The organism is Salipiger marinus (assembly GCF_035481585.1).
Lineage (GTDB): Bacteria > Pseudomonadota > Alphaproteobacteria > Rhodobacterales > Rhodobacteraceae > Salipiger > Salipiger marinus.
This window is the reverse complement of sequence record NZ_JAYKSL010000008.1, coordinates 82938-108351: the sequence shown is the minus strand read 5'-3', so window position 1 is coordinate 108351 and position 25414 is coordinate 82938. Positions and strand designations below refer to the sequence as shown.

The window sequence follows — 25414 nt, the reverse complement described above, 5'->3', positions numbered from 1 at the left end:
CATCTGTTGCCACATTGCTGGGCTTTGCTGGGCAAAAGCCGCAGGTTCCGCAGCAAGGCCCCGCCGACATGACCCTAGACCCCCGCGCCGTCATGGCGCCACCCCCGCCGAAACGTCTGGAAGACATGCGGCTGCCGCAGATCATGATGCGCGACATCGTGCTGAAGACGCTGTTCCGCAAGACCACCAACACCGTGACCAGTCTGGCCCGCGCCATCTGCCTGCCCACGGTGATCACGCAGGAACTGATCGACCTTGCCCGCTCGCACAGCCTGCTGGAGGCGATGGGCACGCTCAGCGCCGCCTCCAACGGCGAGATGAGCTATCAGCTGACCGAAAGCGGCAAGGCCCGCGCGCTGGATGCGCTGAGCCAGTCGGAATATTTCGGCCCGATGCCGGTACCGCTGGAGGTCTATCGCGATCAGGTCGCCCACCAGTCCATCCGCAACCTGCAGGTGACGCGCGACCAGCTTCTGGGCGCGATGGGGCATCTGGTGCTGCCCGAAGATCTGATCTCGCATCTGGGCCCCGCCGTCAGCGCCGGGCGGTCGATCCTGATGTATGGCCCGCCGGGCAACGGCAAATCCTCCATCTCCAACGGCATCCGCGACGCGATGGGTGACCGGATCTATGTGCCGCGCGCCATCGAATATTCCGGACAGGTCATCACCGTCTATGACCCCATCGTGCATTCCGCCGCCGAGACCGAGGAGGACGACCCCACCCGCCTGCGCCGCAGCACCCGCTTTGACACGCGCTACGTGCTCTGCCAGCGCCCCACCGTCATCACCGGGGGGGAGCTTTCGCTGTCGATGCTGGATCTGGTCTACAACCCCACCGCGCGCACCTATCAGGCCCCTCTGCAGCTCAAATCCACCGGCGGCATCTTCATCGTCGACGATCTTGGCCGTCAGGCCGAACCGCCGCAGAAACTGGTCAACCGCTGGATCGTGCCGCTGGAGGAATCCAAGGACATCCTGTCGCTGCAGTCGGGCGAAAAATTCGAGGTGCCCTTCGACACGCTGGTGATCTTTTCCACCAACTTCCACCCCAACGAGATCTTCGATCAGGCGGCGCTGCGGCGGATCTTCTTCAAGATCAAGATCGACGGGCCCAGCCAGCAGGATTTCCTCAAGATCTTCGCCATGGTGGCGCGCAGGAAGAAGATGCAGCTTGACGAGGCGTCGCTGCTTTACCTGCTGAAATCGAAATACCCGACCATCGGCAACGTCTATGCCAATTACCAGCCGGTCTTCCTGATCGAGCAGATGATCGCGGTCTGCAATTTCGAAGGCTGGCCCTATCGCATGACCCCTGACCTCGTCGACCGGGCGTGGTCCAACATGTTCGTGCGCAACGAACATATCGTCAAATAAGCGCCGAACGGGGCTGCGCATTTTTCCTGCTCCCGGCGCGCATTTTCCTGCTTGACCTCCCCCCGGCGCTCCCATATTCAGCGCGCACTCTCTGGCGGAGTAGCTCAGTTGGTTAGAGCAGCGGAATCATAATCCGCGTGTCGGGGGTTCGAGTCCCTCCTCCGCTACCATCCCCCCCTGTCTCGATCCGGCCGCCCCTGCGGCATTCCGCGCGCCCCGGCGGGCGGGCTTGCCCTGCCCCGTGCCGCGGCCTAGCTTTCGGGGGGTGCCCATCCGAAAGCCTGTCATGCCCCGCCCTGTCGCCGCCCTGCGCGTGTTCTGGTTCAGCGTCGGCGCCCTTGCGCTGCTGCTGGGGGTCATCGGCGTGGTGCTGCCGGTGCTGCCCACCACGCCTTTCGTGATCCTCGCCGCCTTCGCCTTTGGCCGCTCCAGCCCGGCGCTGCAGCGGCGGCTGGAACAGAGTCCGACCTTCGGCCCGATGATCGCCGACTGGCGCGCCCATGGCGCCATCGCGCCGAAATACAAGGCGATGGCCCTGACCATGATGGCCGCAGCCCTGGGGCTGAGCGTCGCCATGGGGCTGGCGCTGCACCTGCTCGCGATACAGACGATCTGCATCGCCGGGGCCGCAACCTTCATCCTGACCCGCCCCAACGGCCCACAGCCCCACCGCCACGACTGACGCCGCACAGCAGACAGCACGGATACACCGCCCCATAGAGGCAACTGAACCGACCTGAAAAGGAGAAGTGGTGCACCCGACAGGATTCGAACCTGTGGCCTCTGCCTTCGGAGGGCAGCGCTCTATCCAGCTGAGCTACGGGTGCCGGTGCGCGTCCTCTTAGGGCAAAGCGCGCCGGGCTGCAATCGCAAATCGCCTCGGCCCCCCGGCTTTCGCAGAAGGCGCCGCCCGCCCTTCTTCTTGGTGGAAATATCCCGGGGGGAGCCTGCCGCAGGCAGGCGGGGGGCAGCGCCCCCCTGCCCTCCCTCCACGGAGCGCGGCTCGGGGCTCAGTACAGCCCGCCCGAGCTCAGCGTGCCGAAGCTGGCCTTCGGCCCCACCACCGCCTTGCGCCCGGTGGAGGTGGTGACCTCCCGCGAGCGGGTGGTGCCATCGGGCTGGATCAGGTCGAAATTGCCCGACATCGCCCAGCCCCCGTCAAGCTGCACGCCGAACATCGGCTCCTGACCGCGACGGAAGCATTCGGCCACCACATTCGCCCCCGAAGCGCCTTCGCCCAGACGGGCGCCGGTGAAACGGTCGATGTTGATGAACTCGCAGGCCTCGGGCACCTTGAAATCGGTGCCGCCGTATTTCTCCACGGCCTTGGTCATGAAGCGCTGGAAGACCGGGCCGCACATGGTGCCGCCATAGGCATGTTCGCCCAGACTGCGCGGCTGGTCGAAGCCGATATAGCAGCCCGCCACGATGTTGGAGGTGAAGCCGATGAACCACACGTCCTTGGCGTCGTTGGTGGTGCCGGTCTTGCCCGCCGTGGGCACCGGCAGGTCGATGACGCTTGCCGCCGTGCCGCGCTGCACCACGCCCTGCATCATCGAGGTCAGCTGATAGGCGGTCACCCCGTCCATGATGCGGTCGCGGTTGTTGCGGATGGTCGGGCCCTTGCCCGGCGGCAGGTTGGGATCGGCGCAGTCCACGCAGACCCGTTCGTTGCCGCGCTCCGCCTCGTGGTTGTAGACGGTGCGGCCATAGCGGTCCTGCACGCGGTCCACCAGCGTCGGCTCCACCCGCTCGCCGCCATTGGCGAACATCGCATAGGCAGAGATCATCTTGTAAAGCGTGGTCTCGTCCGCCCCCAGCGCATTGGCCAGCACCCGGCCCATATGGTCATAGACCCCGAAACGTTCGGCATAGCGCCCGACCGTGTCCATGCCCACTTCCTGCGCCAGACGGATGGTCATCAGGTTGCGCGACTGTTCAATCCCGGTGCGCAGCGGCGTCGGGCCGTAATACTGGTTGGAGGAGTTCTGCGGGCGCCACACGCCCTGCGGCGTGTCGATCTCGATCGGCGCGTCGATGATGATGGTGGAGGGCGCATAGCCCGAATCCAGCGCCGCCGCATAGACGAAGGGCTTGAAGGACGAGCCCGGCTGGCGCAGCGCCTGCGTGGCGCGGTTGAACACCGAATCCTGATAGCTGAACCCGCCCTGCATCGCGATGACCCGGCCGGTATTGACGTCCATCGCCATGAAGGCGCCCTGCACCTCCGGCACCTGCCGCAGCGACCAGCGCAGGAAGGCGCCCGATCCGTCCTCGGTCATCTCGCGCACATGCACCACGTCGCCGCGTTCGAAATTGTCGACGAAGCTGCCGCGCATCCACGCGATGTCGTTGCGCGGCACCACCGAGGGCTTGGCCTCGGTCGCCTCCACGCCTTCGATGCCAAGCCGCATCTGCTGGTCGCCCACCTCCAGCACCACCGCCGGGCGCCAGACGCCGCGCAGATCCACGTCGCGGGCCACCGCCGCCTCGGACAGCGCCGCGCGCCAGTCCGCCTCCGATCCCAGCCGGTCCTCGGGGATGGTGATCCCGGTGCCGGTCCAGCGGCCCCGGCTGCGGTCATAGTCTTCCAGCGCCAGCCGCAGGCTGCGCGCCGCTTCCACCTGCATTTCGGGATCCAGCGTCGCGCGCACCGACAGGCCGCCCGAGAAAAACTCGCCTTCGCCAAAATCCTGCGTCAGCTGGCGGCGGATCTCGTCGGTGAAATAGTCGCGCGGCGGCAGCGCCTTCTGATAGGGATCGTAATCGCCGTTCTGCACCGATTTCAGCGGCTGCACCACTTCGGTCTCGTAGGTGGGCTCGTCGATATAGCCGTTTTCCAGCATCTCGCGCAGCACGTAGTTGCGCCGCGCCAGCACGCGTTCCTTCTGCCGCACCGGGTGGTAATCCGACGGCGCCTTGGGCAGCGAGGCAAGGAAGGCCGCCTCATGCGGGGCCAGTTCCATCAGCGACTTGTTGAAATAGGTCTGCGCGGCGGCGGTCACGCCATAGGAATTCTGCCCAAGGAAGATCTCGTTGAGATAAAGCTCAAGGATCTTCTCCTTGCTCAGCGTTTCCTCCAGCCGGGCGGCAAGGATGATCTCCTTGATCTTGCGCTCGGCCTGACGGTCGCCCGACAGCAGGAAGTTCTTCATCACCTGCTGGGTGATGGTCGAGGCGCCGCGCACGTCGCGGCCCCGCGACTTGACCGCATCAACCGCCGCAGCCCCGATGCCGCGCAGGTCATAGCCCTGATGCTGGTAGAAGTTCTTGTCTTCCGCCGAAATGAAGGCCTGCTTGACCATGTCGGGGATCTGGTCGGCGGGGGTGAACAGGCGGCGTTCCTGCGCAAATTCGTCGATCACCTGCCCCTCCTGCGAATAGATGCGGGAGATGGTCGGCGGCGTATATTGCGCAAGGCTTTCATGGCTGGGCAGGTCACGGCCATAGACCCAGAAGATCGCGCCCATGGACAGTGCAATCATCATGGCCCCCAGCGTGAGAACGCTGAAGATGGCTCCGAATATCGACAGAATGAACCTGATCACGCGCGATGCCCCTTTGGATTGCCGCTCCCCTTATACCGCAGCGGGGCCTGCGTCAAAACACAAGGGCGCGTGACCCCGGCAAGGCGCCGCCGGTGACCGGGCCGCCTCGTCGGGCGCAGGCCTCACAACCTGCGCGGCCTTACTGCCGGCGCAGCCGGGCCAGCGCCGCATCCTCCACCGCCCATGCGGCGATGCCGTCGCGCAGGCCCGCCGCCATGCGGGCACGCCATGCCGGATCCTGCAGGTTGCGCAGATCCTCCTCGGTGGACAGGAACCCCACCTCCACCAGCACCGAGGGGATGTCGGCGGCCTTCAGCACCGAAAACCCCGCCTGCCGCAGCGGGCGCTTGTGCACCTGTCCCACCGCGCCGCGGATTCCCGCGACCAGATGCTGCGCCAGCGCAAGGCTGCGCGGCGCATTGTCGAGCCGCGCCAGATCCATCAGCACGTTGGCCACCCGGTCATCGGATCCCGACAGGTCAAGCCCCGCCAGCAGATCGTCGCGGTCATGCCGTTCGGCCAGCGCCGCCGAGGCCGCGTCCGACGCATCCTCGGCCAGCGTGTAGACCGTGGCGCCATGGGCGACACCTTCCTCGATGGCGTCGGCATGCAGCGACAGGAACAGGTCGGCGCGCATCTGATGCGCCATGGCCACCCGCGCTTCCAGCGAGACAAAGACATCTTCCTCGCGAGTCAGCACCGCGTCAAAGCCCGCGCGGCGCAGCATGTCGCGCAGATCGCGCGCAAAGGCCAGCATCAGCGCCGCTTCGGTATGTCCCGCGCGTTCGGCGCCGGGATCAATGCCGCCATGGCCCGGATCCAGCACCACCCGCAGCGGTGCCGCCGGATCACGCCGGGGCGGCGCCACGGCGGCGGGCGCGGGCAGATCCCATGCCGGATCGCGCAGCGCGCCCGACCGGGCCGCCATGTCGGTCAGGCTCGCGGGGCTCAGCGCCACCTCCAGCGCGGCGCTGCCGGTGCTTTCGGTGACGCGCATGCCCGCGCGGTCCAGCACCATGGGCCCGTCAAGCTCGGCCACCAGCCGCGACCAGCCCTCGCGGAACGGTCCCATGCGCAGCGCCGTCACCGCGTCTGACCGGTCCATGGCGTCGGCATCGGCCCCGGTCCAGTCCACCTCGCGGAAATCCACCACCAGCCGGGGCGGATCGGTCAGGGTGAAGGCGCGCCATGGCACACCCTGACTCAGCGTCAGGGTCAGATCGGTGCCCCGCCCCATGAAACGGTCCCGGACCTCTCCGGCCACAAACTGCGCCTGTCCGCCCATCTGCTGCGCGCCCGCCATCGGGGCCAGCGCAAGGCAGACCAGCAGCGCCGCCACGATCCGGATCATCCTGCTACCGCCTGTTGTTCTGCTCTGACGCCCGACCCTAGCAGCGGCGCCACAGATTCGCATCCTCAGCCGCGCGTTTCCATGAAGCGGCGCAGCCGGTCCAGACCTTCCTCGATTTCCGCCGTGCCGCGCGCATAGGAAAAACGCAGCGTGCCCGCGCCGCGCACGGGATCGAAATCCAGACCCGGCGTCACCGCCACCCCGGCCTGTTCGAGGATCTCTGCCGCAAAGGCGCGGCTGTCCTGTGTCAGGTGGCTGACATCGGCATAGATATAGAAGGCGCCGTCCGGGGGCGCGATGCGGTCGAAGCCCGCCTGCGGCAGCCGTTCCAGCATCAGCGCGCGGTTGCGGGCATAGACGGCAAGGTTCGCGTTCAGCTCCTCGGGGGCGTCAAGCGCCGCCAGCGCCGCCACCTGACTGGCATTGGAGGCGCAGATGAACAGGTTCTGCGCCAGCCGTTCCACCTGACGGATCTGCGGCTCCGGCACCACCAGCCAGCCCACCCGCCAGCCGGTCATGGAGAAATACTTGGAAAAGGAATTGATGACGCAGACATCGTCAGAGACCTGCAGCGCCGTGACCGGTTTGTGGTCATAATCGATGCCGTGGTAAATCTCGTCCGACAGGAAGGCCGCGCCCCGCCCCTGCGCCGCCCCCACCAGCGCCGACAGTTCCGGCAGGCCAAGCATGGTGCCGGTGGGATTGGCCGGAGAGGCGACCATCACCCCGTCATAGTCGATCCCCGCCAGATCCTCGGGCACCAGCTGATACCGGTTGGCGGCGGTGGTCTGGATTTCCACCGGGGTCAGATCCATCGCCTTGAGGATCTGGCGGTAGGACGGATAGCCCGGCGCCCCCAGCGCCACCCGCTGCCCGGCATCGAACAGCGCCGAAAACGCAAGGATGAACCCGCCCGAGGATCCGGGTGTCACCACCACGCGCGCCGGATCCAGATCGACGCCATACCAGTCCGCGTAAAGCCGCGCGATGCGGGCGCGCAGCGCGGGCAGACCCAGCGCCACGGTATAGCCCAGCGACTCGCGCTCCATCGCCTCTGCCAGCGCCTGACGGGCGGCGGCGGGCGCAGGGGACGAGGGCTGGCCCACTTCCATATGGATGATGTGCCGACCCGACGCTTCGGCGGCGCGGGCCGCTTCCATCACATCCATCACAATGAAGGGATCAACCGCCCCCCGGCTTGAGTTTCGCATCCCGCTCTCCCATGGTGACCCGGATTTCCGCCTGAGCCGCGGATACCGGACGAACCAAGGGAGGGTCAATGCCGGCACCCGCTGTGACACGCCGCCTCCTTGGCGCCGCTCTGGTTCTGCTGATGCTGGCGGCGGCCCTGCCTGCCCGCGCGGCGGTGCTGCTGCGCGACGCCGATCTGGAACATGCGCTGGGGCAGATCGCGGCCCCGGTTCTGAGCGCCGCAGGGCTGAGCCCGTCACAGGTGCGCATTCTGGTGATCCGCGACGACAGCCTGAACGCCTTTGTCGCCGATACCAGCCATATCTTCCTCAATTCCGGGCTGATCATGCGGCTTGGCAATGCCAAGCAGCTGCAGGCGGTGATCGCGCATGAGGCCGCGCATATCACCGGCGGCCATATCAGCCGACGGCTTGGCAACCAGCGCGCGGCGCAGAACGCGGCCCTGCTGGGCGCGCTTCTGGCAGCGGCGGCGGGCGGCGCCACCGGTTCCGGCGAGGCGGCGATGGGGCTGATGATCGGCACGCAGTCCAGCGTGATGCGCAATTTCCTGAGCCACACCCGGGCCGAGGAAAGCTCTGCCGACATCGCCTCGGTCCGCACGCTGGTGCGAGCGGGGATCGATCCGCGCGGCGCCGTCGAGGTGCAGGAAATCTTTCGCGGGCAGGAGGCGCTGAGCGTCGGGCGGCAGGATCCCTATATGCAGACCCATCCGCTGACCCGCGACCGCTTCCGCACGCTGGAGGGGCTGGTGGCCGCGACCCGCGCGCCCGAAGCCAATGACGCTACGGCGGATTACTGGTTCCACCGCAGCCGGGGCAAGCTCTCGGCCTTTCTGCGGGCGCCGGGCTGGACTCTGCAGCGGCTGGGAGACAGTGGTGCCGCCGATATCGCGCATATGCGCGAGGCGGTGGCGCAGCACCGGCAGGCCAATCTGGGCGGCGCGCTGTCGGCGATTGATGCCGCCATCGCACAGCGCCCGAACGATCCGTTCTACCGCGATCTGAAAGCGCAGATCCTACTGGAATCGCGCCGCGCCGCCGATGCCGCCCGCGTGGCGACCGAGGCGAGCCGTCTTGCGCCGCGCAACGCGCAGATCCTCAGCGGGCTGGGCCGCGCCCAGCTGGCCAGCGGCAATGCCGCCGCCGCCGTGCAGACGCTGGAAACCGCGCGGGGCCGCGATTTTGCCGATGCGCGCATCCTGCGCGATCTGGCCACCGCCTATGCCAAGACCGGCAATCCCGGCATGGCCTCAGAGGCCACGGCGCAAAGATACGCGCTGGAGGGCAAGCTGAGCGATGCCGCCATCCATGCCCGCCGCGCGCTGGACCTGCTGCCGCGCGGCTCTGCCCCGTGGCGGCGCGCGCAGGATGTGCTAGACGAGGCGGATCGCGCCAAAAAGAAACGCTGATGCGCCCGATCCGGGCCCTGACCGACGGAGACACGATGCCCTTTCGCCTTGCCCGCCCCGCCACAGCCGCGCTGATCCTTGCGGCAGGTCTTGCCGCCCCGACAGCTCAGGCGCAGGAGTTCGACCCTTCCAGCATGACCCCCGCGCAGCGCGAGGCCTTTGGCGCCGAAATCCGCGCCTATCTGCTGGACAACCCCGAGGTCATCATGGAGGCGGTGGCCGCGCTGGAGGCCCGGCAGGCCGACCAGCAAAGCGCCGCCGACAGCGATCTGGTGGCCGCGCATCGCGACGCGCTGATGGATGACGGCTATTCCTTCGTGGGCGGCAATCCCGAAGGCGACATCACCGTGGTGGAGTTTTCCGACTACCGCTGCGGCTACTGCCGCCGCGCCTTTCCCGAGGTGGAGGAACTGATCGCCAGCGACGGCAACATCCGTTTCGTGCTGAAGGAATTCCCGATCCTTGGCGAAGGCTCGGTCGCCTCGTCGCGCTTTGCCATCGCCACGCAGCTGGAGGCGGGCGGTGACGCCTACAAGCAGGTGCATGACGCGCTGATGGTGCTGGAGCAGGATCCGACCGAGCCGGTGCTGCGGCGGCTGGCCGAGACGCTGGGGCTGGACGCGGACGCGATCCTTGCCCGGATGAGCGATCCGGAGGTGGAGCGCCGCATCCGCGAGACCCGCGCGCTGGCCGAACAGCTGCAGATCAACGGCACGCCCAGTTTCGTGATCGGCGACCAGATGCTGCGCGGTTATGTGCCGCTGCAGGGCATGCGCCAGATCGTCGAGGATCAGCGCGACGCGGGCTGAGCCGCACCCGCCGTCCCGGCCCGGCTTTGGGTCAGGACGGCGCCTCGGGCAGGATCAGCCGCACCCGCGTGCCCTTGCCAAGGGTCGAGGACAGTTCGATCCGGCCCCCCGACTGTTCGGCAAAGCCGCGCACCATGGCCAGCCCCAGCCCGGATCCCTGCCCCACCGGCTTGGTGGTGAAATAGGGCTCCAGCACCATGGGCAGCACCTCGGACCGGATGCCGCTGCCGCCATCGCCGATTTCGAACGTCACCTCGCCACGGCCCGCCTGCGCCCGCAGTGTGATCTCTCCGCCGCAGGGCAGCGCGTCGCGGGCGTTGCGCACCAGTTCCATCAGCGCGGCGGTCAGCTTGGACGGATCGGCCTGCACCGGCGGCAGGCCGCGCGGCAGATCGCAGCGCAGCCGGTGGGTGGGATGCAGCAGCGGCCCCGCCAGATCCGCGAGCTGCCGCGCCACCTCTGCGGGGGTGACCCGAGCAGGCTGCAGCCGCGCGCGGCTGGACAGGGTCAGAAGCCGCCCGGTCAGTTCGGCGCCGTGCCGCGCCGCCTGTTCGGCGGCCTCCATCAGTTCCTCGCGCTCGTCCTTGCCTTCGGTCAGGCGCGCCAGTTCCATATTGCCCAGAACGGCGGTCAGCAGGTTGTTGAAATCATGCGCCACGCCGCCGGTGAGCTGTTCAAAGGCGCGGCGGCGCGCTGATTGCAGCGCCTGCTCTGCCCGCGCGTCCAGCACCTCGCGCAGGCGGGTGACGTCCATCGCGACCTTGACGAAGTACAGAAAGCCGAAGCCGATCATCAGCGTCAGGCCCAGCGTGTCCAGACTGCCCGGATCGGTCAGCCACAGCCAGCCCACCCGCGCGGTGCAGCCGGTGGCGATCAGCCCCAGATCCACCCGCAGCAGCAGCCGCAGATGCGACCGGATCGACAGGGTGTTGAGCACGGAGACAAACAGCAGGCCCAGCGAAAAGCTGTGCAGCGCGGGCGTGGCCTGCACCCAGAGCAGCAGCCCCCCCGCCATGTAGATCAGCCCAGACAGCACCATGGTCGCCATGGGCAGGACCAGCAGCCGGGGCGGACCCCGGTCCGGCAGGGTCTCCACCGCCAGAAAATGCAGGCTGCGGGTCACCAGAAACAGGCCATACCAGTAGATCATCAGCTGCTGGCCGTAATGCACCGCCAGCAGCGCCACGACGCTGCCCAGCATCAGCCCGCTGACCAGCAGTTCCGACGGGCGGAACCGCTCCAGCCTGCGGAACAGGGTAAAATCCCGCAGCCGATCTTGCGGCGGAACGAGACCCGGAATGAAGGTCCCGTCCGCCATCTTGCCTACTCCGCAGCGTGCCGGGCCTTGGCGGCTTCGGCTTCCTCAAGCGCGGCTGCGCGTTTTTCGACTTCACTCACGATGTGGTCGACCATCTGGTCGTTGGACATCTTGTGGCTGGCCTTGCCCGCCAGATAGACCATGCCCGACCCGGCCCCGCCGCCGGTGAAGCCCACATCGGTCATCAGCGCCTCGCCGGGGCCGTTGACCACGCAGCCGATGATCGACAGGCTCATCGGGGTCTTGATATGCTCCAGCCGACGCTCCAGCACCTCGACGGTCTTGATGACGTCAAAGCCCTGCCGCGCGCAGGACGGGCAGGAGATGATGTTCACGCCGCGATGACGCAGGCCCAGCGATTTGAGGATCTCGAAGCCGACCTTCACCTCTTCGACCGGATCGGCGGACAGCGAGACGCGGATCGTGTCGCCAATGCCCATCCACAGCAGGTTGCCCAGCCCGATGGCGGATTTGATCGTGCCGGAGGTCAGCCCCCCCGCTTCGGTGATGCCCAGATGGATGGGTTTGTCGGTGACTTCGGCCAGCCCCATATAGGCTGCCGCCGACAGGAACACGTCCGACGCCTTTACCGAGATCTTGAATTCGTGGAAATCGTTGTCTTCGAGGATGCGGATGTGATCCAGCGCGGATTCCACCATCGCCTCGGGACAGGGTTCGCCGTATTTCTCCAGCAGGTGCTTTTCCAGCGAGCCGCCATTCACCCCGATCCGCATCGAACAGCCATGGTCGCGGGCGGCGGCGATGACCTCGCGCACGCGTTGCGGGCTGCCGATATTGCCGGGATTGATGCGCAGGCAGGCGGCGCCCGCCTCTGCCGCCTCGATGCCGCGGCGGTAATGGAAATGGATGTCCGCGACGATCGGCACCGGGCTTTCGCGCACGATCTCTTTCAGCGCGCGGGCGCTGGCCTCGTCAGGCACGGAGACGCGCACGATGTCGGCCCCCGCCTCGGCGGCGCGCTGCACCTGTGCCACGGTGGCGGCGACATCGGTGGTGGGCGTGTTGGTCATGGTCTGCACGCTGATCGGCGCATCCCCGCCCACCGGCACCGAACCCACCATGATCTGGCGGGACGTGCGCCGCGCGATGCTGCGCCAGGGTCGGACCGGGTTATGACTCATCGCAAAAGGCCCCTCCACGGGCAGTAGTTCCGTTCCCGCACAGCATAGGCCCGTGGCCCCCACAACACCAGAGGCCCGGGATCGCCCCCGGGCCCTGTGACGCCACGCTTGCGTGAACGCGGGCGTGTCAGTCGACGCGCAGCGCCGTTTCGGAAAGCTCCGCAAAGACCCGTTCCAGATCCGCGTCGCTGGTGGCATCCGCCACCTCATAGGTCTTGGTCAGGTGATCCACCGACAGCGCGAGATTCGAGGTGACGGCGCCGCGGGCCCCGGCCGGGCCATAGGTCTGGCCATTGACCGCAAAATACACCGCACCGGATTCGCCCACGCGCAGCGTGGCGGGATCCTGCGTGGCGGGCACCACCCATGTCTCGCCAGCGGCCATGGTCTTTTCAAAGATCACCGACCCGTCGGCAGAGCGCACCCGCACCCATGCCGGACGTACGGCGATCATGGTCACGCCGGGCGCGCCATCCTGCAGCACCTTGGGCATGCCCGGTTCTGCGCTGGCGACCTGCTCGGCGGGGCGGGACTGCGCAAGAACCGGCTCCAGCTGCGCCATCAGCCGGACCAGATCGCGGTCGGCCTGCGGATCGGCGGGGCTGTAGGCCGCCTGCAGCACCTCGGTGTCCAGCGGCAGATCGCTGGTCACGGTGCCGCTGGGGCCAATCGGGCCATAGGTGCGGCCTGCCATCGCCAGATAGACGGCACCGGATTCGCCCACGTTCAGCAGCGGCCCCTGTTCCCCTGCGGGCACGGTCCACGTCTCGCCCGCGTTCATCACGCGTTCATAGATCACGCCACCATCGGTGCCGCGCACGCGCACCCATGCCGGACGCACGGCCACCAGCGTGATCTCGCCCGAGCCGGGCAGTGCCGGGGCGCCATCGACGCGGGCCAGCAGCGCCTCGCTGCCATCCGGAGAGGCGACGGGCTGCGGCATGCGCTGCCGCACCGCCTGCGCAAAGGCGCCCACGGTCGACGGATCAAGCGAAGAGATGGGCGCATCCCGCGCCACCAGCACCGGCACGTCAAGCGCCTGCGGGCGATAGAGCCGGTCCATGGCTTCGGCGGTGGGCGGGGTGAAGGGACCGGCACCGCTGGCAACGGCGATTTGTTCGCCCTCGACCTCGGGGCCAGCGGCGGCGGGCTGCACCGGATCCAGATCGCTCAGCACCAGCGGGGTCTGGTCGACGGGGGCAAGCTGCACCCGCTGCACTTCGCGCAGCACCGCATAGCCGCCATAGCCGATGCCGCCGATCAGCGCGACCAGCACCAGCAGCGAGCCGATGGCGCCCGGTTCGATCCGCGAAAAGAACGACTCGCCTGCCGGAGCAAAGGGCATGCGCGGGTTGGCGAAGGGATCGCGTGCCGCCGGGCGCGGCAGCGGCTCTGTCTGGCCCTTGCGCATGGTCGAGGCGCGGTCGGACATGCCATGCGCCACGGCAAAGCCGCTTTCGGCGCAGAACTCCGCGTAGCATTCATCGGGATCCATGCCCAGATAGCGGGCATAGGACCGCACATAGCCCGCGATGAAGCCGGGAGTGTCAAAGGCCGAGGGGTCACAATTTTCGATCGCGGCAATGTAACTTGCCTTGATCCGCAATTCGCGCTGCACGTCCAGCAGGGACTTGCCCAGCGTGGCCCGTTCGCCCCGCATGACATCGCCCAGCTTCAAGGTGAAATCGTCAAAACCTCGCGGGCCGTCACCGGCCATGTCTTCAGACTTGCGAGGGGATTTACGCCCGATCATGCGATCCGCCTTCTTTGCCGACATCCCAGAGGTCTAAGCCTGCCCAATCACGGGTCCGCGATTCGAGTCGCGGCCTTTATTGAGGGAACGTTAGCATATCACAACTGAAATTACAGAAGTTCGCCCCCTAATCGGCGTGGTTCTGCCCAGCCTGCACGGGTTTTCTGCAGCCAGACGCCGCAACGCAGCGCGGCCTTCCGGATCCCGCCGGAAGGCCGCGAATTAGGAAACCGTTAGCGCTGAGACTCAGGCGCTCAGCTCCTGCCGGTTCAGGGCGCAATGCGACCACAGCGCGTCCATGGCGCGGACCAGTTTGTCCATCTCCTCGGGGCCATGCACCGGCGAGGGGGTGAAGCGCAGCCGCTCTGTGCCGCGCGGCACGGTGGGGAAGTTGATCGGCTGCACATAGATGCCGTAGCGGTCCAGCAGCATGTCCGACAGCTTCTTGGTGTGCACCGGATCGCCCACGATCACCGGCACGATATGGCTGCCGTGATCGATGATCGGCAGGCCCATGCCCTTCAGCCGCAGCTTGAGGATCTTGGCCTGCGTCTGGTGCCGGGCGCGCAGCGTCTGGTCACGCTTCAGATGCGCGATGGAGGCGGCAGCCCCCGCCGCGATGGCGGGCGGCAGCGAGGTGGTGAAGATGAAGCCCGGCGCATAGGAGCGGATGGCGTCGCACATCTTGGCCGAGGCGGCGATATAGCCGCCGAACACGCCAAAGGCCTTGCCCAGCGTGCCGTTGATGATGTCGATCCGGTGCGCCAGCCCGTCGCGTTCGGCCACGCCGCCGCCGCGCGGGCCATACATGCCCACGGCGTGCACCTCGTCCAGATAGGTCAGCGCGTCAAATTCCTCCGCCAGATCGCAGATCGCGGCGATGGGGCCAAAATCGCCATCCATGGAATAGACCGATTCAAACGCGATCAGCTTCGGCGCCGCAGGGTCATCCGCCGCCAGCAGCGCGCGCAGATGGTCCAGATCATTGTGACGGAAGATGCGCTTGGCCCCGCCATTGCGCTTGATGCCTTCGATCATCGAGGCATGGTTCAGCTCGTCGGAATAGATGATGAGGCCGGGAAACAGCTTCGGCAGGGTCGACAGCGTGGCATCATTGGCGATGTAGGCCGAGGAAAAGACCAGCGACGATTCCTTGCCGTGCAGATCGGCCAGTTCCGCCTCCAGCCGCTTGTGATAGACCGTGGTGCCGGAAATGTTGCGCGTGCCGCCGGATCCCGCGCCGGTGGCGTCGATGGCCTCGTGCATCGCCTCCAGCACAACGGGGTGCTGGCCCATGCCCAGATAGTCGTTGCCGCACCACACGGTGATGGAGGTTTCGCTGCCATCGGGGCGGCGCCACGTGGCATGGGGGAAGTTGCCGTTCTTGCGCTCGATGTCGATGAAGGTGCGGTAGCGCCCTTCGACATGAAGACGGTTCAGGGCTTCGTCGAGCTTTGCGGTGTAAGTCACCGGCATCTCCTTCCTTCATCTGGCCCGCGACGTTGCGCGGTGTCTGCGGATTTCTGCGCCGCATTCACGTTTGCGAATACCTAGCGACGATGGCGCCGCATGTCCACGCTTTAGACCGAGACTAAGCGTCGCGGCTTTGATGTGTATCAAGACCTTCGGCGCAGCCCGCCTGCCCCGCGCCCGGCTCTGGACAGGACGGACGCGGCTGGTAGGGTCACCGCGACCGAAAGAAGGAGCCCTCCCCCATGTCCCTCGACACCGTTCTGGCCCGCATCGACGGCGAGATGCCCGCAGCCCTCGACCGGCTGATGGATCTGCTGCGCATCCCCTCCATTTCCACCGACCCCGCCTACAAGCAGGCCTGCGACAGCGCCGCCGACTGGCTGGTGGCGGATCTGGCCAGCATGGGCATCGCGGCGGAAAAGCGCCCCACCCCCGGCCACCCGATGGTGGTGGGCCATGTGGACGGCCCCGGCCCGCATATCCTGTTTTACGGCCATTACGACGTGCAGCCGGTCGATCCGCTGGACCTGTGGGACCGCGATCCCTTCGATCCCGCGCTGGAAGAGACCGCCAAGGGGCAGGTGATCCGCGCCCGCGGCGCCTCGGATGACAAGGGCCAGCTGATGACCTTTCTGGAAGCCTGCCGCGCCTGGAAGGGCGTGCATGGCAGCCTGCCCTGCAAGATCACCTTCTTCTTCGAGGGCGAGGAGGAAAGCGGCTCGCCGTCGCTGGTGCCGTTCATGCAGGAGAATGCCGCAGAGCTGAAGGCCGATCTGGCGCTGATCTGCGACACCGGGCTGTTCCAGTCCAAGGCCCCCGCCATCATCACCCGCCTGCGCGGGCTTCTGGGGCAGGAGGTGACGATCCGCGGCGCCAGCAAGGATCTGCATTCGGGCATGTATGGCGGCGTGGCGATGAACCCGATCCGCGTGCTGACCCGCATCCTTGGCGGGCTGTTCGACGATAAGGGCCGCATTCAGGTGCCGGAGTTCTACGAGGGCGTGCCCGACCTGCCCGCCGAGATCGCGGCGCAGTGGCAGGCGCTGGATTTCGACGCCGCAGCATTTCTGGGCGATGTCGGCCTGTCGCAGCCTGCGGGCGAATCCGACCGCAGCCCCATCGAAATGATCTGGTCGCGCCCCACCGCCGAAATCAACGGCATCCGCGGCGGCTATGCCGGAGCGGGCTTCAAGACCGTGCTGCCCGCCGAAGCCTCGGCCAAGATCAGCTTCCGGCTGGTGGGCCAGCAGGATCCGCTGGCGATCCGCGAGAATTTTCAGGCCTGGGTGCGCGCGCAGGTGCCCGCCGATTGCAGCGTGACCTTCACCGATTACAGCGCCTCCGCCGCGTCGGAGATGGGCACCTCGCATCCCGCGTTTGAGCAGGCGCGCGCGGCGCTGGCGCAGGAATGGAACCAGCCCGCCGCCTATGCGGGCTGCGGCGGATCGATCCCGATCGCGGGCTATTTCCAGCAGATCCTTGGCATGGATGCCATGCTGGTGGGCTGGGGCAAGGATGACGACCAGCTGCATTCCCCCAACGAGAAATACGACCTCGAAAGCTTCCACAAGGGCATCCGCAGCTGGGCCCGGGTGCTGGACGCCGTCTCCCGGTAATCTCTGTGGCGGGGCCCTGCGGCCCCGCCCGCCCTGCGGCCTACATCAGCCTAAGCCCGCAAGGTCCGAAAATCCTGCGGAAAATTCGTCGAAAAAGCCCGCGAAGAAACCCGGATCAGGCCTTATTCGCCGCCATAATTCGCCACAATCCTCCGACAAAGGTTAACGGAACCCGGCAGCCTTGTCCGGCGGCAGCGATTGGTCAGGGAGCAGGCCATGCAGAGATACGCGTTTCGCAAGCTGACCCATGACGACTTCATGCTGCGCGTGCAGCGGGTTGATCCACATTTCGCCCATCACGGCCACAGCGCGCCACGCGCCCCCCGCAGCCCCCTGCCCGTGCTCTCGCCGCTTCTGGGGTTTGGCTGGTTCTGGGTGGTGTTCACGCTGGCCCGCGATCCCGACCGCATCCGCGCCAGCCTGATGCAGGGCAGCCTGCCCAGCCAGCACCATGATGTCATCCTTGGCACGCTGGCCGCCATGCTGGCGGTGTCCGGCGTGATGATCCTGATACATGGCCTGCGCTGCGTGCTGCGCCGCGGCCCCGCCCGCCGCAGCTCCGGCGGGCTGCTGGCGGGGGTGCTGGTGGCGGGCGCGCTGCTGCATACCCCCGGCCCGGTGCGCAGCCAGATCCTTGCGCTGGCCGAGGCACAGACAACCGGCGCAATCGCCGCCACGGAGGCGAGGCTGCGCAATCTGCTGCCCGGTCCGTCACAGGACGCAACCCTCTATCTCAGCGCGCTGGAGCCCTGAGCGCGGCGCTCAGACCATGCCAAAGAACCGCTCCGGCAGCAGATATTGCTGCCGGTAGTCGGGCAGGTCGAACTGCCAGTATCCGGTCTCTCCCCGCGGGCGCCAGCTGCGATGCATCCGGCGGCGCACCCAGCCCAGATCGAAGCCCTCCTGCAGCGGCAGATCGGCAAACCCCTCGAACAGCGCGCGATCCTCGCCGCGCGCCTGCGCGAACCAGTGCCGCCCGATCGCCGCCTCCTTCACCGCCACCCCCGCCGCCGCCGCCGCCGCCACGGCATTGCGGCGGTCCATCACCTCGGCATAGGTGGCGAAATCGCAGTATTTCAGATGCAGCAGATAGAGCGGATCCGGCGTGTGCAGCTTGCTGGCTTGGGTAAAATGCCCGCCCCGCGCGATCTTGGTGCCCAGCGACAGGATGCTGGGCTTGGAATAAAGCGGCGCCAGCCGCACATGACGGCGCGGGCCAAGGATGACCTCCGTCACCGGATCGGGCTCCAGCTCGGGGCGGTGGATCACCTCCAGCCCCAGCGGCGTCAGCACCCGCCGCCCCGGCTGGTCCGCCAGCCAGTCCAGCAGCGATCCTTCCGCCGGATCCAGCACCACAAGCTCGTCGACATCGCCAACGATGACATGGGCGTAATAGCCGCGCAGCCCCGCCACCAGCCCGTTCAGCAGCCGCCAGCGCTTCATGTCGAAATTGGGATGCGGATCGCCGGGCAGACCGATGATGTTGCAGCCCGCCGCCAGCGCCGCCACCTCGGCCCCGCGCCCGTGATTGAAGACGTAACAGTTCTCGCGCCCCAGCAGCCCGCCATAATGGCGCAGCCATGCGCGCAGGAAGAAGGCGTCGTCGCGCACCATGGTCACCGCCGCGGCCACCGTCTGCATGCCCTCTCCCCGCCTTGCGGCCCCCGGTCAGGCGGGCCAAGATCGCCCGAGCCTGACCCAGCCGCCGCCCAAGGACAAGCCCATGATCGCGCCCGACTTCCCCGAAACCGGCTGGCAGCTTGCCCCGACCGGCGCGCCCCTGACCCGGTTTCAGGTCTTTGGCGAACGCTCCACCGGCACGAATTTTGTCAAGCGGCTGATCGGGCGCAACACCGCGCTTGCCCCCACCGAAAGCTTCGGCTGGAAACACGGCTTTCCGCAGATGACCGTCCTGCCCGAGGATCTGCTGGTGGTCTGCACCTTCCGCCATGCCGCCGACTGGGCCAGATCCATGCATGCCAGACCATGGCACTGCCCGCCCGAGATGCAGGCCCTGCCCTTTTCCGATTTCCTGCGCGCCGAATGGCGCAGCATTGCCGACCGCCCCCGCTATTTCCCGCAGCTTGCCGCCGAAGGCGGCGAGGGCCAGCCGCTGCAGCAGGACCGCCACCCGCTCAGTGGCCGCCCCTTCGCCAATCTCTTCGCCCTGCGCCGCGCCAAGCAGGAGGCGCTGCTGGGCTTCCTCCATCGCGGCGCCTCGGTGCTGCTCTGCCGGCTTGAATCGGTGCAGGCGGCGCCGGAAGCCTTCCTGCACGACCTGCGCCACGGGCTGGCGCTGCCCGCCGCCGCCTATCGCCCGGTCACCAGACGGCTCGGCACCCGGTTCCGCCCCGCCGTCACGCCGCGCCCGGCCACCCCGCCCGCGCTCGCACCCGAGGATCTGGCCTTCCTGACGGGCCAGCTCGACCTCGCAACCGAAGCCGCCCTCGGCTACCGCTACGCGGCTTCATCTTGCCCCTAAACTCCGGGGGAGTCTGCGCCTCCGCGCAGACGGGGGCAGAGCCCCCTGCATGCTTCCTGTCTGCCTGTGGCAGACGGGGCAGAGCCCCCTGCACGTTCGCTGTCCGCCTGTGGCAGACGGGGCAGCCCCTCTCACCGCTGACACGCAGACCGCTGCCCCCAAACGCAAGAACGGCGCCCGAAGGGCGCCGCTCGTGAAATCCGCGAGGGATCGGAAGGCCTCAGGAGGCTTCCTTGATGAACTTGACCGCGTCGCCGAAGGTCTGGATGGTCTCGGCGGCGTCATCGGGGATCTCGATGCCGAACTCTTCTTCGAAGGCCATCACGAGCTCCACGGTGTCGAGGCTGTCAGCGCCCAGATCGTCGATGAAGGAGGCGCTCTCGGTCACCTTGTCCTCTTCGACGCCCAGATGCTCTACCACGATCTTGCGCACGCGATCAGGGATATCGCTCATTCTTAAGTCCTCACATGTCTCCGGGTCATTCGACCCATCTCTTGCCCTCGCCCCACCGGGGTGGCTGCTCCATCCGCCCGGGCTCCGGACGGCTCAGACCCGGCAGAACCGGGAGCGGCCTCGTGGCACGGCACCCGCACCTACCCGGCCTCATTCCTTTGCGCGCCTATAGCATACGGATGCGGGATGGCAAATGCTTTCCACCCGCCCATCCGCGGGCGGCTTACAGCATCGCCATGCCGCCGTTCACATGCAGCGTGGCGCCGGTCACATAGGCCGCTTCGGGGCTGGCCAGATACAGCACCGCCGCCGCGATCTCCTCGGCATGGCCCATGCGGCCCGCCGGGATCTGCGCCATGATGGCGGCTTTCTGCTCGTCATTAAGCTTGTCGGTCATCGCCGTCTCGATGAAGCCCGGCGCCACCGCATTGGCGGTGATGCCCCGGCTTGCGACCTCATAGGCCAGCGATTTGGTCATGCCGACCAGACCGGCCTTGGCGGCGGCATAGTTGCCCTGACCGGGATTGCCGGTGGCGCCGACGATGGAGGAGATGTTGACGATCCGCCCCCAGCGCGCCTTCATCATGCCGCGCAGCACCGCCTTGCAGAGCCGGAAATTGGCGGTCAGGTTCACGTCCAGCACCTGCTGCCATTCGTCCTCGGACATGCGCATGAACAGGTTGTCGCGCGTGATGCCCGCATTGTTCACCAGAATGTCGACGGCACCCATGGCCTCGGCGGCGCGTTTGGGCAGGGCGGTCACCGCCTCGGCATCGCCCAGATCGCAGGGCAGCACATGGGCGCGGCTGCCAAGCTCCTCGGCCAGCGCCTGCAGCGGCGCCTCGCGCGTGCCCGACAGCGCCACCGTGGCGCCCGCGCCGTGCAGCGCCTTGGCGATGGCGCCGCCAATGCCCCCGGAGGCCCCGGTGATCAGCGCGCTTTTCCCAGTCAGATCAAACATGGCTGCGTGGTCCTTTCAAACGATGCGGGTCTGGCCGCAGGGGATCTTCTGCGGCGGGTCTGGCCGCATATGGCATCGCGCAGGCAGCGGGGCAACCTTGCCCGCCCGCCCGCGCCGGATCAGCCGGCAAGCGCTGCTGCTGCGGCGCGCACCTCGTCGGGCGTGCCGATGCTGCGCTGCAGGCTGTCGCGGCGGATGCGCTTGACCATGCCCGACAGCGCCTTGCCCGCACCGATCTCCCAGAACTCGGCCACGCCCTCGGCGGCCATCACCTCCACCGACTCGCGCCAGCGCACCGATCCGGTGACCTGCTGCACCAGCAGTTCGCGGATCTGCTCGGGCGTGCTGACAGGGGCGGCCAGCACATTGGCCACCAGCGGCACATCGGGCGTGCTGATCGTCACCTCCGCCAGCGCCGCCGCCATGGCCTCGGCAGCGGGCGCCATCAGCGCACAATGGAAAGGCGCGCTGACCGGCAGCAGCAGCGCGCGCTTGGCGCCGCGCGCCTTGGCGATGTCCAGCGCCCGCTCCACCGCGGCCTTGTGGCCCGATATCACCACCTGCGCCGGATCGTTGTCATTGGCGGCCTCGCAGATCTCGCCCTGCGCCGCCTCTGCCGCCACCTCGCGCGCCGTGGCGAGATCAAGCCCCAAGAGCGCCGCCATGGCGCCCACGCCCACCGGCACCGCCGCCTGCATCGCCTGACCGCGCAGCCGCAGCAGCCGCGCGCTGTCGGCCAGCGCCAGCGCGCCCGCTGCGGTCAGGGCGGAATATTCGCCCAGCGAATGCCCGGCCACAAAGGATGCCGCCGCGATGGTCACGCCTTCGCTTTCCAGCGCCCGCATCGCCGCCATCGAGGTCGCCATCAGCGCGGGCTGGGCGTTCTGCGTCAGCGTCAGCGTCTCGATGTCGCCCTCCCAGATCAGCCCGGACAGGTTCTCCCCCAGCGCCGCGTCCACCTCGTCAAACACCGCCTGCGCCGCGGGATAGGCCTCGGCCAGCGCCCGGCCCATGCCGATGGTCTGCGCCCCCTGACCGGGGAAAATGAAGGCTCGCGCCATGTGTCTCTCTCCTCAACTGCCGCTCCGGGCTCTTGGGGGCGCTGCATACAAGCCCGCAGCCCCCCGCGCAACGCCTGCGCACCGCGCCTGTGCGCTGGTGAAGATTGCCCGCAGCCCGGTTTGCCCCGATCTGTGCCCCGCGCCAGCCAAGGACTCCGCCATGACCCTGACCAACTCCCCCCGCCGCTACGGCACCATCGCCCGCAGCCTGCACTGGATCACCGCCACCGGCATCCTCGTGATGTTCCCGCTGGGCTGGGCCGCGCATCTGGCGCCATGGCAGACCGAGGCGGAGCTTGCGCTCAAGGCGCAGCTGTTCTCCCTCCACAAGACGCTGGGCGTGGCGCTGATCCTCGTGGCGCTGCTGCGGGTGCTCTGGGCGATCAGCCAGCCCCGGCCCGCGCCGCTGCATCCCGGACGCCGGATCGAGACGCTGCTGGCCGAAACCGTGCACTGGGCGCTTTATGCCGCGCTGATCCTTGTGCCGCTGTCGGGCTGGATCGCCCATGCCGCCACCACCGGCTTTGCCCCCATCCTCTGGCCCTTCGGGCAGGATCTGCCCTTCGTGCCGAAATCCGACGCGCTGGCCCATGGCGCGGCCACGGTGCATCTGCTGTCGCAATGGCTGCTCGCGGCGGTGCTGGGGCTGCATGTGGCGGGTGCCGTCAAACACGCGGTCATCGACCGCGACGCCACGCTGGCCCGCATGTGGCGCGGCACGCCCGCAGGCCAACCCGCCCCCCATCGCGGCCTTGCCGCCATGGCGCTGGCGCTGGCGCTCTGGGGGGTGGTGCTGGGCGGCGGCGCGGCAGCCGGGCTTTACAGCACCGACCGGCCCGATCCCGTCCCGGCGCTCGCCGCCGCCCCCTCCGACTGGCAGGTGACCGAAGGCGCGCTGGCGCTGCGCCTGCGCCAGATGGGCCGCGAGATCGAGGGCGAGTTTTCCAGCTGGACCGCCGCCATCACCTTCGAGCCGCGCGACAGCGAAGGCCCGGCGGGCGAGGTCACGGTGGTGATCGCCATCCCCTCGCTGACGCTGGGCTCGGTCAGCCAGCAGGCCATGGGCGCGGATTTTTTCGCCGCCGACAGCTTTCCCACCGCCACCTTCACGGCAACTCTGCTGCGCCGCGCCGAAGATTACCTTGCCCGCGGCACCCTGAGCCTGCGCGGGGTCGAACAGCCGCTGGACCTGCCCTTCACCCTGCGCCTCGACGGGGACAAGGCGGTGATGCTGGGCAGCACGGTGATCGACCGCCGCAGCTTCGGCATCGGCGAGACCATGTCCGACGGGGACCAGCTGGGTTTCGAGGTGGCGGTGGACGTGGCGCTCAGCGCCACCCGCGCGCCCCGGCCCTAGCGTTTCCTTCGGCCCCAAATATCCCGGGGGACTCCGCCGCAGGCGGAGGGGGGCAGCGCCCCCTGCCCCCGTCTCCGCCCGCGCCCCGCCCCGGTCCGCGCAAGCCTCTGGATCGGCCCTGCGGCGCGTGGTAACGCAGACGTCATGACAGAGATCACGCTTCGCCGCCCCGACGACTGGCACCTGCATCTGCGCGATGGCGCAATGCTGGCCGCCATGGCCCCCGAATCCGCCCGCCATTTCGGGCGCGCCATCATCATGCCCAATCTGGTGCCCCCCGTGGTCACCGGCGCCGAGGCCACAGCCTATCGCGACCGCATCCGCGCCGCCCTGCCCGAGGGCAGCGATTTCACCCCGCTGATGACGCTCTATCTGACCGAGGCCACCGATCCCGAGGATCTGGCCCGCGCCCATGCCGAAGGCATCGTGACGGCGGCCAAGCTCTATCCGGCGGGCGCCACCACCAATTCCGCATCCGGCGTGCGCGATTTCGACAAGGTCCGCCCGGTGCTGGAGCGCATGGCCGAAATCGGCATGCCGCTCTGCGTGCATGGCGAGGTGGTGGATGCGGAGATCGACATCTTCGATCGCGAAGCGGTGTTCATCGACCGCGTGCTTGACCCGATCCGCCGCGCCACGCCGGGGCTGCGGGTGGTGATGGAACATATCACCACCAGACAGGGCGTGGACTATGCCCGCTCGGGTGGGGCCGATCTGGGCGCCACCATCACCACGCATCATCTGGTGCTCAACCGCAACCACATCCTCGTGGGCGGCATCCGGCCGCATTATTACTGCCTGCCCGTCGCCAAGCGCGAGGAACACCGGCTTGCGCTGCGCGCCGCCGCCACCTCGGGCGAGGGCTGCTTTTTCCTTGGCACCGACAGCGCCCCGCATGTGGACGCCGCCAAGGAAAGCGGCTGCGGCTGCGCGGGCTGTTTCACCGCCACCAACACGCTGTCGGTTCTGGCGGAGGTGTTCGAGCAGGACGGCGCGCTGGACCGGCTCGAGGCCTTCACCTCGCTGAACGGCCCGGCCTTCTATGGCCTGCCCGCCAACGAGGCGCGCGTGGTGCTGCAGCGCGGCGACCCGGTCAGCTACCCCGCCCGGATCGAGACCGGCGCAGGGCCGGTCACCGTCTTCGATCCCGGCTTTCCGCTGCACTGGCGGGTGCTCTGATCCGGCACGGCGCTGATGACAGGGCTGGCGGGGGGCTCTGCCCCCCGTCCGCGCAGGGCGCGGCCTCCCCCCGGGATATTTTTCCCAAGAAGAAGCCACAGGCGGCAATCCGGCCTTCTCCGGCGCGCACATTCGGGCTAAGTCGGGCGCGGTCCGAAACAGGAGTAGCCCGATGATCCCCACCTCGCATCCTTCATCCGAAGACATGGCCCGGCTGACTGCCCGCATGTTGTGGGACATCGGCGCGGTGCATTTCATGGGGGAGGAGCCGTTCAAGCTGGCCTCCGGCCTGCCCTCGCCGGTCTATATCGACTGCCGCAGGCTGATCTCCTATCCGCGCATCCGCTCGACGCTGATGGATTTCCTGACCGCCAAGGTGATGCGGGACGCAGGCTTCGAGGCCTTCGACAATGTCGCGGGCGGCGAGACGGCGGGCATTCCCTTTGCGGCGCTGGTCGCCGAGCGCATGGGCCTGCCCATGACCTATGTGCGCAAGAAGCCCAAGGGCTATGGCCGCAACGCCCGCATCGAAGGCGTGATGACCGAAGGCAGCCGCGTGCTGCTGGTCGAGGATCTGACCACCGATGGCGGCAGCAAGCTGTCCTTCGTCGACGCGATCCGCGAGACCGGCGCCACCTGCGGCCATACGGCGGTGATCTTCTATTACGGCATCTTCTCCGAAACCGAAAAGACGCTGGGCGATCACGGCGTGGCGCTGCATTATCTCTGCACCTGGCATGACGTGCTGGCCGAGGCCAAGTCGCGCGGCACCTTCAGCGCCGAGACGCTGACGGCGGTGGAGGCGTTCCTGACCGATCCGCGCAAATGGCAGGCGGAAAACGGCCAGTCCGCCTGAGCCGGCAGGGCGGCGCGACTCGCGGCAGATGTCAAGATTTGGGGGGAGCACAGGACTG

The 25414-nt window shown here is 67.9% G+C and carries 21 protein-coding genes and 2 tRNA genes; 11 read left to right on the top strand and 12 right to left on the bottom strand.

The window, feature by feature from the left end; all coding sequences use genetic code 11:
• The first annotated feature begins 68 nt into the window (after window positions 1-68).
• The 3 genes from VK682_RS12565 to VK682_RS12555 all read left to right on the top strand — a co-directional run bounded on the left by VK682_RS12565 (window position 69) and on the right by VK682_RS12555 (window position 2058).
• Window positions 69-1376: a DUF8689 domain-containing protein gene (locus tag VK682_RS12565; RefSeq protein ID WP_324782021.1), complete on the top strand. Its 1308-nt coding sequence runs from the start codon at window positions 69-71 to the stop codon at window positions 1374-1376.
• 93 nt (window positions 1377-1469) lie between these two features.
• Window positions 1470-1546: transfer RNA gene (locus VK682_RS12560), tRNA-Met, on the top strand.
• 116 nt (window positions 1547-1662) lie between these two features.
• Window positions 1663-2058, top strand: a complete 396-nt coding sequence (locus tag VK682_RS12555; RefSeq protein ID WP_230797198.1) for a YbaN family protein — start codon at window positions 1663-1665, stop codon at window positions 2056-2058.
• Between the two features lie 68 nt (window positions 2059-2126).
• Here the strand turns inward: VK682_RS12555 and VK682_RS12550 are convergent.
• The 4 genes from VK682_RS12550 to VK682_RS12535 form a co-directional block, all read right to left on the bottom strand.
• Window positions 2127-2203: transfer RNA gene (locus tag VK682_RS12550), tRNA-Arg, on the bottom strand.
• Between the two features lie 183 nt (window positions 2204-2386).
• Window positions 2387-4924, bottom strand: coding sequence for a penicillin-binding protein 1A (locus VK682_RS12545; protein ID WP_230796827.1), 2538 nt, complete (start codon window positions 4922-4924; stop codon window positions 2387-2389).
• 139 nt (window positions 4925-5063) lie between these two features.
• Window positions 5064-6275 (bottom strand): N-acetylmuramoyl-L-alanine amidase, encoded by a 1212-nt coding sequence (locus tag VK682_RS12540; protein WP_089849996.1) that lies wholly within the window; start codon window positions 6273-6275, stop codon window positions 5064-5066.
• A gap of 65 nt (window positions 6276-6340) precedes the next feature.
• Window positions 6341-7486, bottom strand: coding sequence for a pyridoxal phosphate-dependent aminotransferase (locus VK682_RS12535; protein ID WP_230796828.1), 1146 nt, complete (start codon window positions 7484-7486; stop codon window positions 6341-6343).
• Between the two features lie 68 nt (window positions 7487-7554).
• Between VK682_RS12535 and VK682_RS12530 the strand changes: the two genes are divergently transcribed.
• Window positions 7555-8895: a M48 family metalloprotease gene (locus VK682_RS12530; protein ID WP_089849992.1), complete on the top strand. Its 1341-nt coding sequence runs from the start codon at window positions 7555-7557 to the stop codon at window positions 8893-8895.
• A complete protein-coding gene (locus VK682_RS12525; protein ID WP_380715223.1) occupies window positions 8895-9704 on the top strand; it encodes a DsbA family protein in 810 nt (269 codons plus the stop codon). Before VK682_RS12530 ends, VK682_RS12525 begins: the two co-directional genes overlap by 1 nt.
• A gap of 31 nt (window positions 9705-9735) precedes the next feature.
• Here VK682_RS12525 and VK682_RS12520 read toward each other — a convergent pair whose 3' ends face one another.
• From VK682_RS12520 to hemA, 4 genes are all read right to left on the bottom strand, one after another.
• Window positions 9736-11022, bottom strand: coding sequence for a sensor histidine kinase (locus VK682_RS12520; RefSeq protein WP_230796830.1), 1287 nt, complete (start codon window positions 11020-11022; stop codon window positions 9736-9738).
• A gap of 5 nt (window positions 11023-11027) precedes the next feature.
• On the bottom strand, window positions 11028-12164 hold the full coding sequence (ispG, locus tag VK682_RS12515; RefSeq protein ID WP_089849988.1) for a flavodoxin-dependent (E)-4-hydroxy-3-methylbut-2-enyl-diphosphate synthase: 1137 nt from the start codon (window positions 12162-12164) through the stop codon (window positions 11028-11030).
• Between the two features lie 127 nt (window positions 12165-12291).
• Window positions 12292-13917: a helix-turn-helix domain-containing protein gene (locus VK682_RS12510; protein WP_230796831.1), complete on the bottom strand. Its 1626-nt coding sequence runs from the start codon at window positions 13915-13917 to the stop codon at window positions 12292-12294.
• Between the two features lie 246 nt (window positions 13918-14163).
• Window positions 14164-15387 (bottom strand): 5-aminolevulinate synthase, encoded by a 1224-nt coding sequence (hemA, locus tag VK682_RS12505; protein ID WP_230796832.1) that lies wholly within the window; start codon window positions 15385-15387, stop codon window positions 14164-14166.
• Window positions 15388-15632: 245 nt separating this feature from the next.
• On the opposite strand from hemA, the gene VK682_RS12500 reads away from it, so the two are divergent.
• Window positions 15633-17006, top strand: coding sequence for a M20/M25/M40 family metallo-hydrolase (locus VK682_RS12500; RefSeq protein WP_089849984.1), 1374 nt, complete (start codon window positions 15633-15635; stop codon window positions 17004-17006).
• Window positions 17007-17222: 216 nt separating this feature from the next.
• Window positions 17223-17759, top strand: a complete 537-nt coding sequence (locus tag VK682_RS12495; RefSeq protein WP_230796833.1) for a hypothetical protein — start codon at window positions 17223-17225, stop codon at window positions 17757-17759.
• A 9-nt stretch (window positions 17760-17768) separates the two neighbouring features.
• Here the strand turns inward: VK682_RS12495 and VK682_RS12490 are convergent, their stop codons facing one another.
• Window positions 17769-18647 carry a glycosyltransferase family protein gene (locus tag VK682_RS12490; protein ID WP_230796834.1) on the bottom strand — a complete coding sequence of 293 codons (879 nt, stop codon included), beginning with the start codon at window positions 18645-18647 and terminating at the stop codon, window positions 17769-17771.
• Between the two features lie 82 nt (window positions 18648-18729).
• Between VK682_RS12490 and VK682_RS12485 the strand changes: the two genes are divergently transcribed.
• Window positions 18730-19488: a hypothetical protein gene (locus VK682_RS12485; RefSeq protein WP_230796835.1), complete on the top strand. Its 759-nt coding sequence runs from the start codon at window positions 18730-18732 to the stop codon at window positions 19486-19488.
• 220 nt (window positions 19489-19708) lie between these two features.
• On the opposite strand, the gene VK682_RS12480 is transcribed toward VK682_RS12485, so the two are convergent.
• The 3 genes from VK682_RS12480 to fabD form a co-directional block, all read right to left on the bottom strand.
• Window positions 19709-19942 (bottom strand): acyl carrier protein, encoded by a 234-nt coding sequence (locus VK682_RS12480; protein ID WP_007800270.1) that lies wholly within the window; start codon window positions 19940-19942, stop codon window positions 19709-19711.
• Window positions 19943-20165: 223 nt separating this feature from the next.
• Window positions 20166-20903 carry a 3-oxoacyl-ACP reductase FabG gene (fabG, locus tag VK682_RS12475; protein WP_089849979.1) on the bottom strand — a complete coding sequence of 246 codons (738 nt, stop codon included), beginning with the start codon at window positions 20901-20903 and terminating at the stop codon, window positions 20166-20168.
• A 119-nt stretch (window positions 20904-21022) separates the two neighbouring features.
• Window positions 21023-21964 (bottom strand): ACP S-malonyltransferase, encoded by a 942-nt coding sequence (fabD, locus tag VK682_RS12470; protein ID WP_230796836.1) that lies wholly within the window; start codon window positions 21962-21964, stop codon window positions 21023-21025.
• 160 nt (window positions 21965-22124) lie between these two features.
• Here fabD and VK682_RS12465 point away from each other — a divergent pair, with 160 nt between their 5' ends.
• From VK682_RS12465 to VK682_RS12455, 3 genes are all read left to right on the top strand, one after another.
• Window positions 22125-23321 carry a bifunctional cytochrome b/YceI family protein gene (locus tag VK682_RS12465; protein ID WP_230796837.1) on the top strand — a complete coding sequence of 399 codons (1197 nt, stop codon included), beginning with the start codon at window positions 22125-22127 and terminating at the stop codon, window positions 23319-23321.
• A gap of 144 nt (window positions 23322-23465) precedes the next feature.
• Window positions 23466-24500: a dihydroorotase gene (gene pyrC / locus VK682_RS12460; RefSeq protein WP_230796839.1), complete on the top strand. Its 1035-nt coding sequence runs from the start codon at window positions 23466-23468 to the stop codon at window positions 24498-24500.
• A gap of 172 nt (window positions 24501-24672) precedes the next feature.
• Window positions 24673-25356, top strand: coding sequence for an orotate phosphoribosyltransferase (locus tag VK682_RS12455; RefSeq protein WP_230796841.1), 684 nt, complete (start codon window positions 24673-24675; stop codon window positions 25354-25356).
• Window positions 25357-25414: the final 58 nt, after the last annotated feature.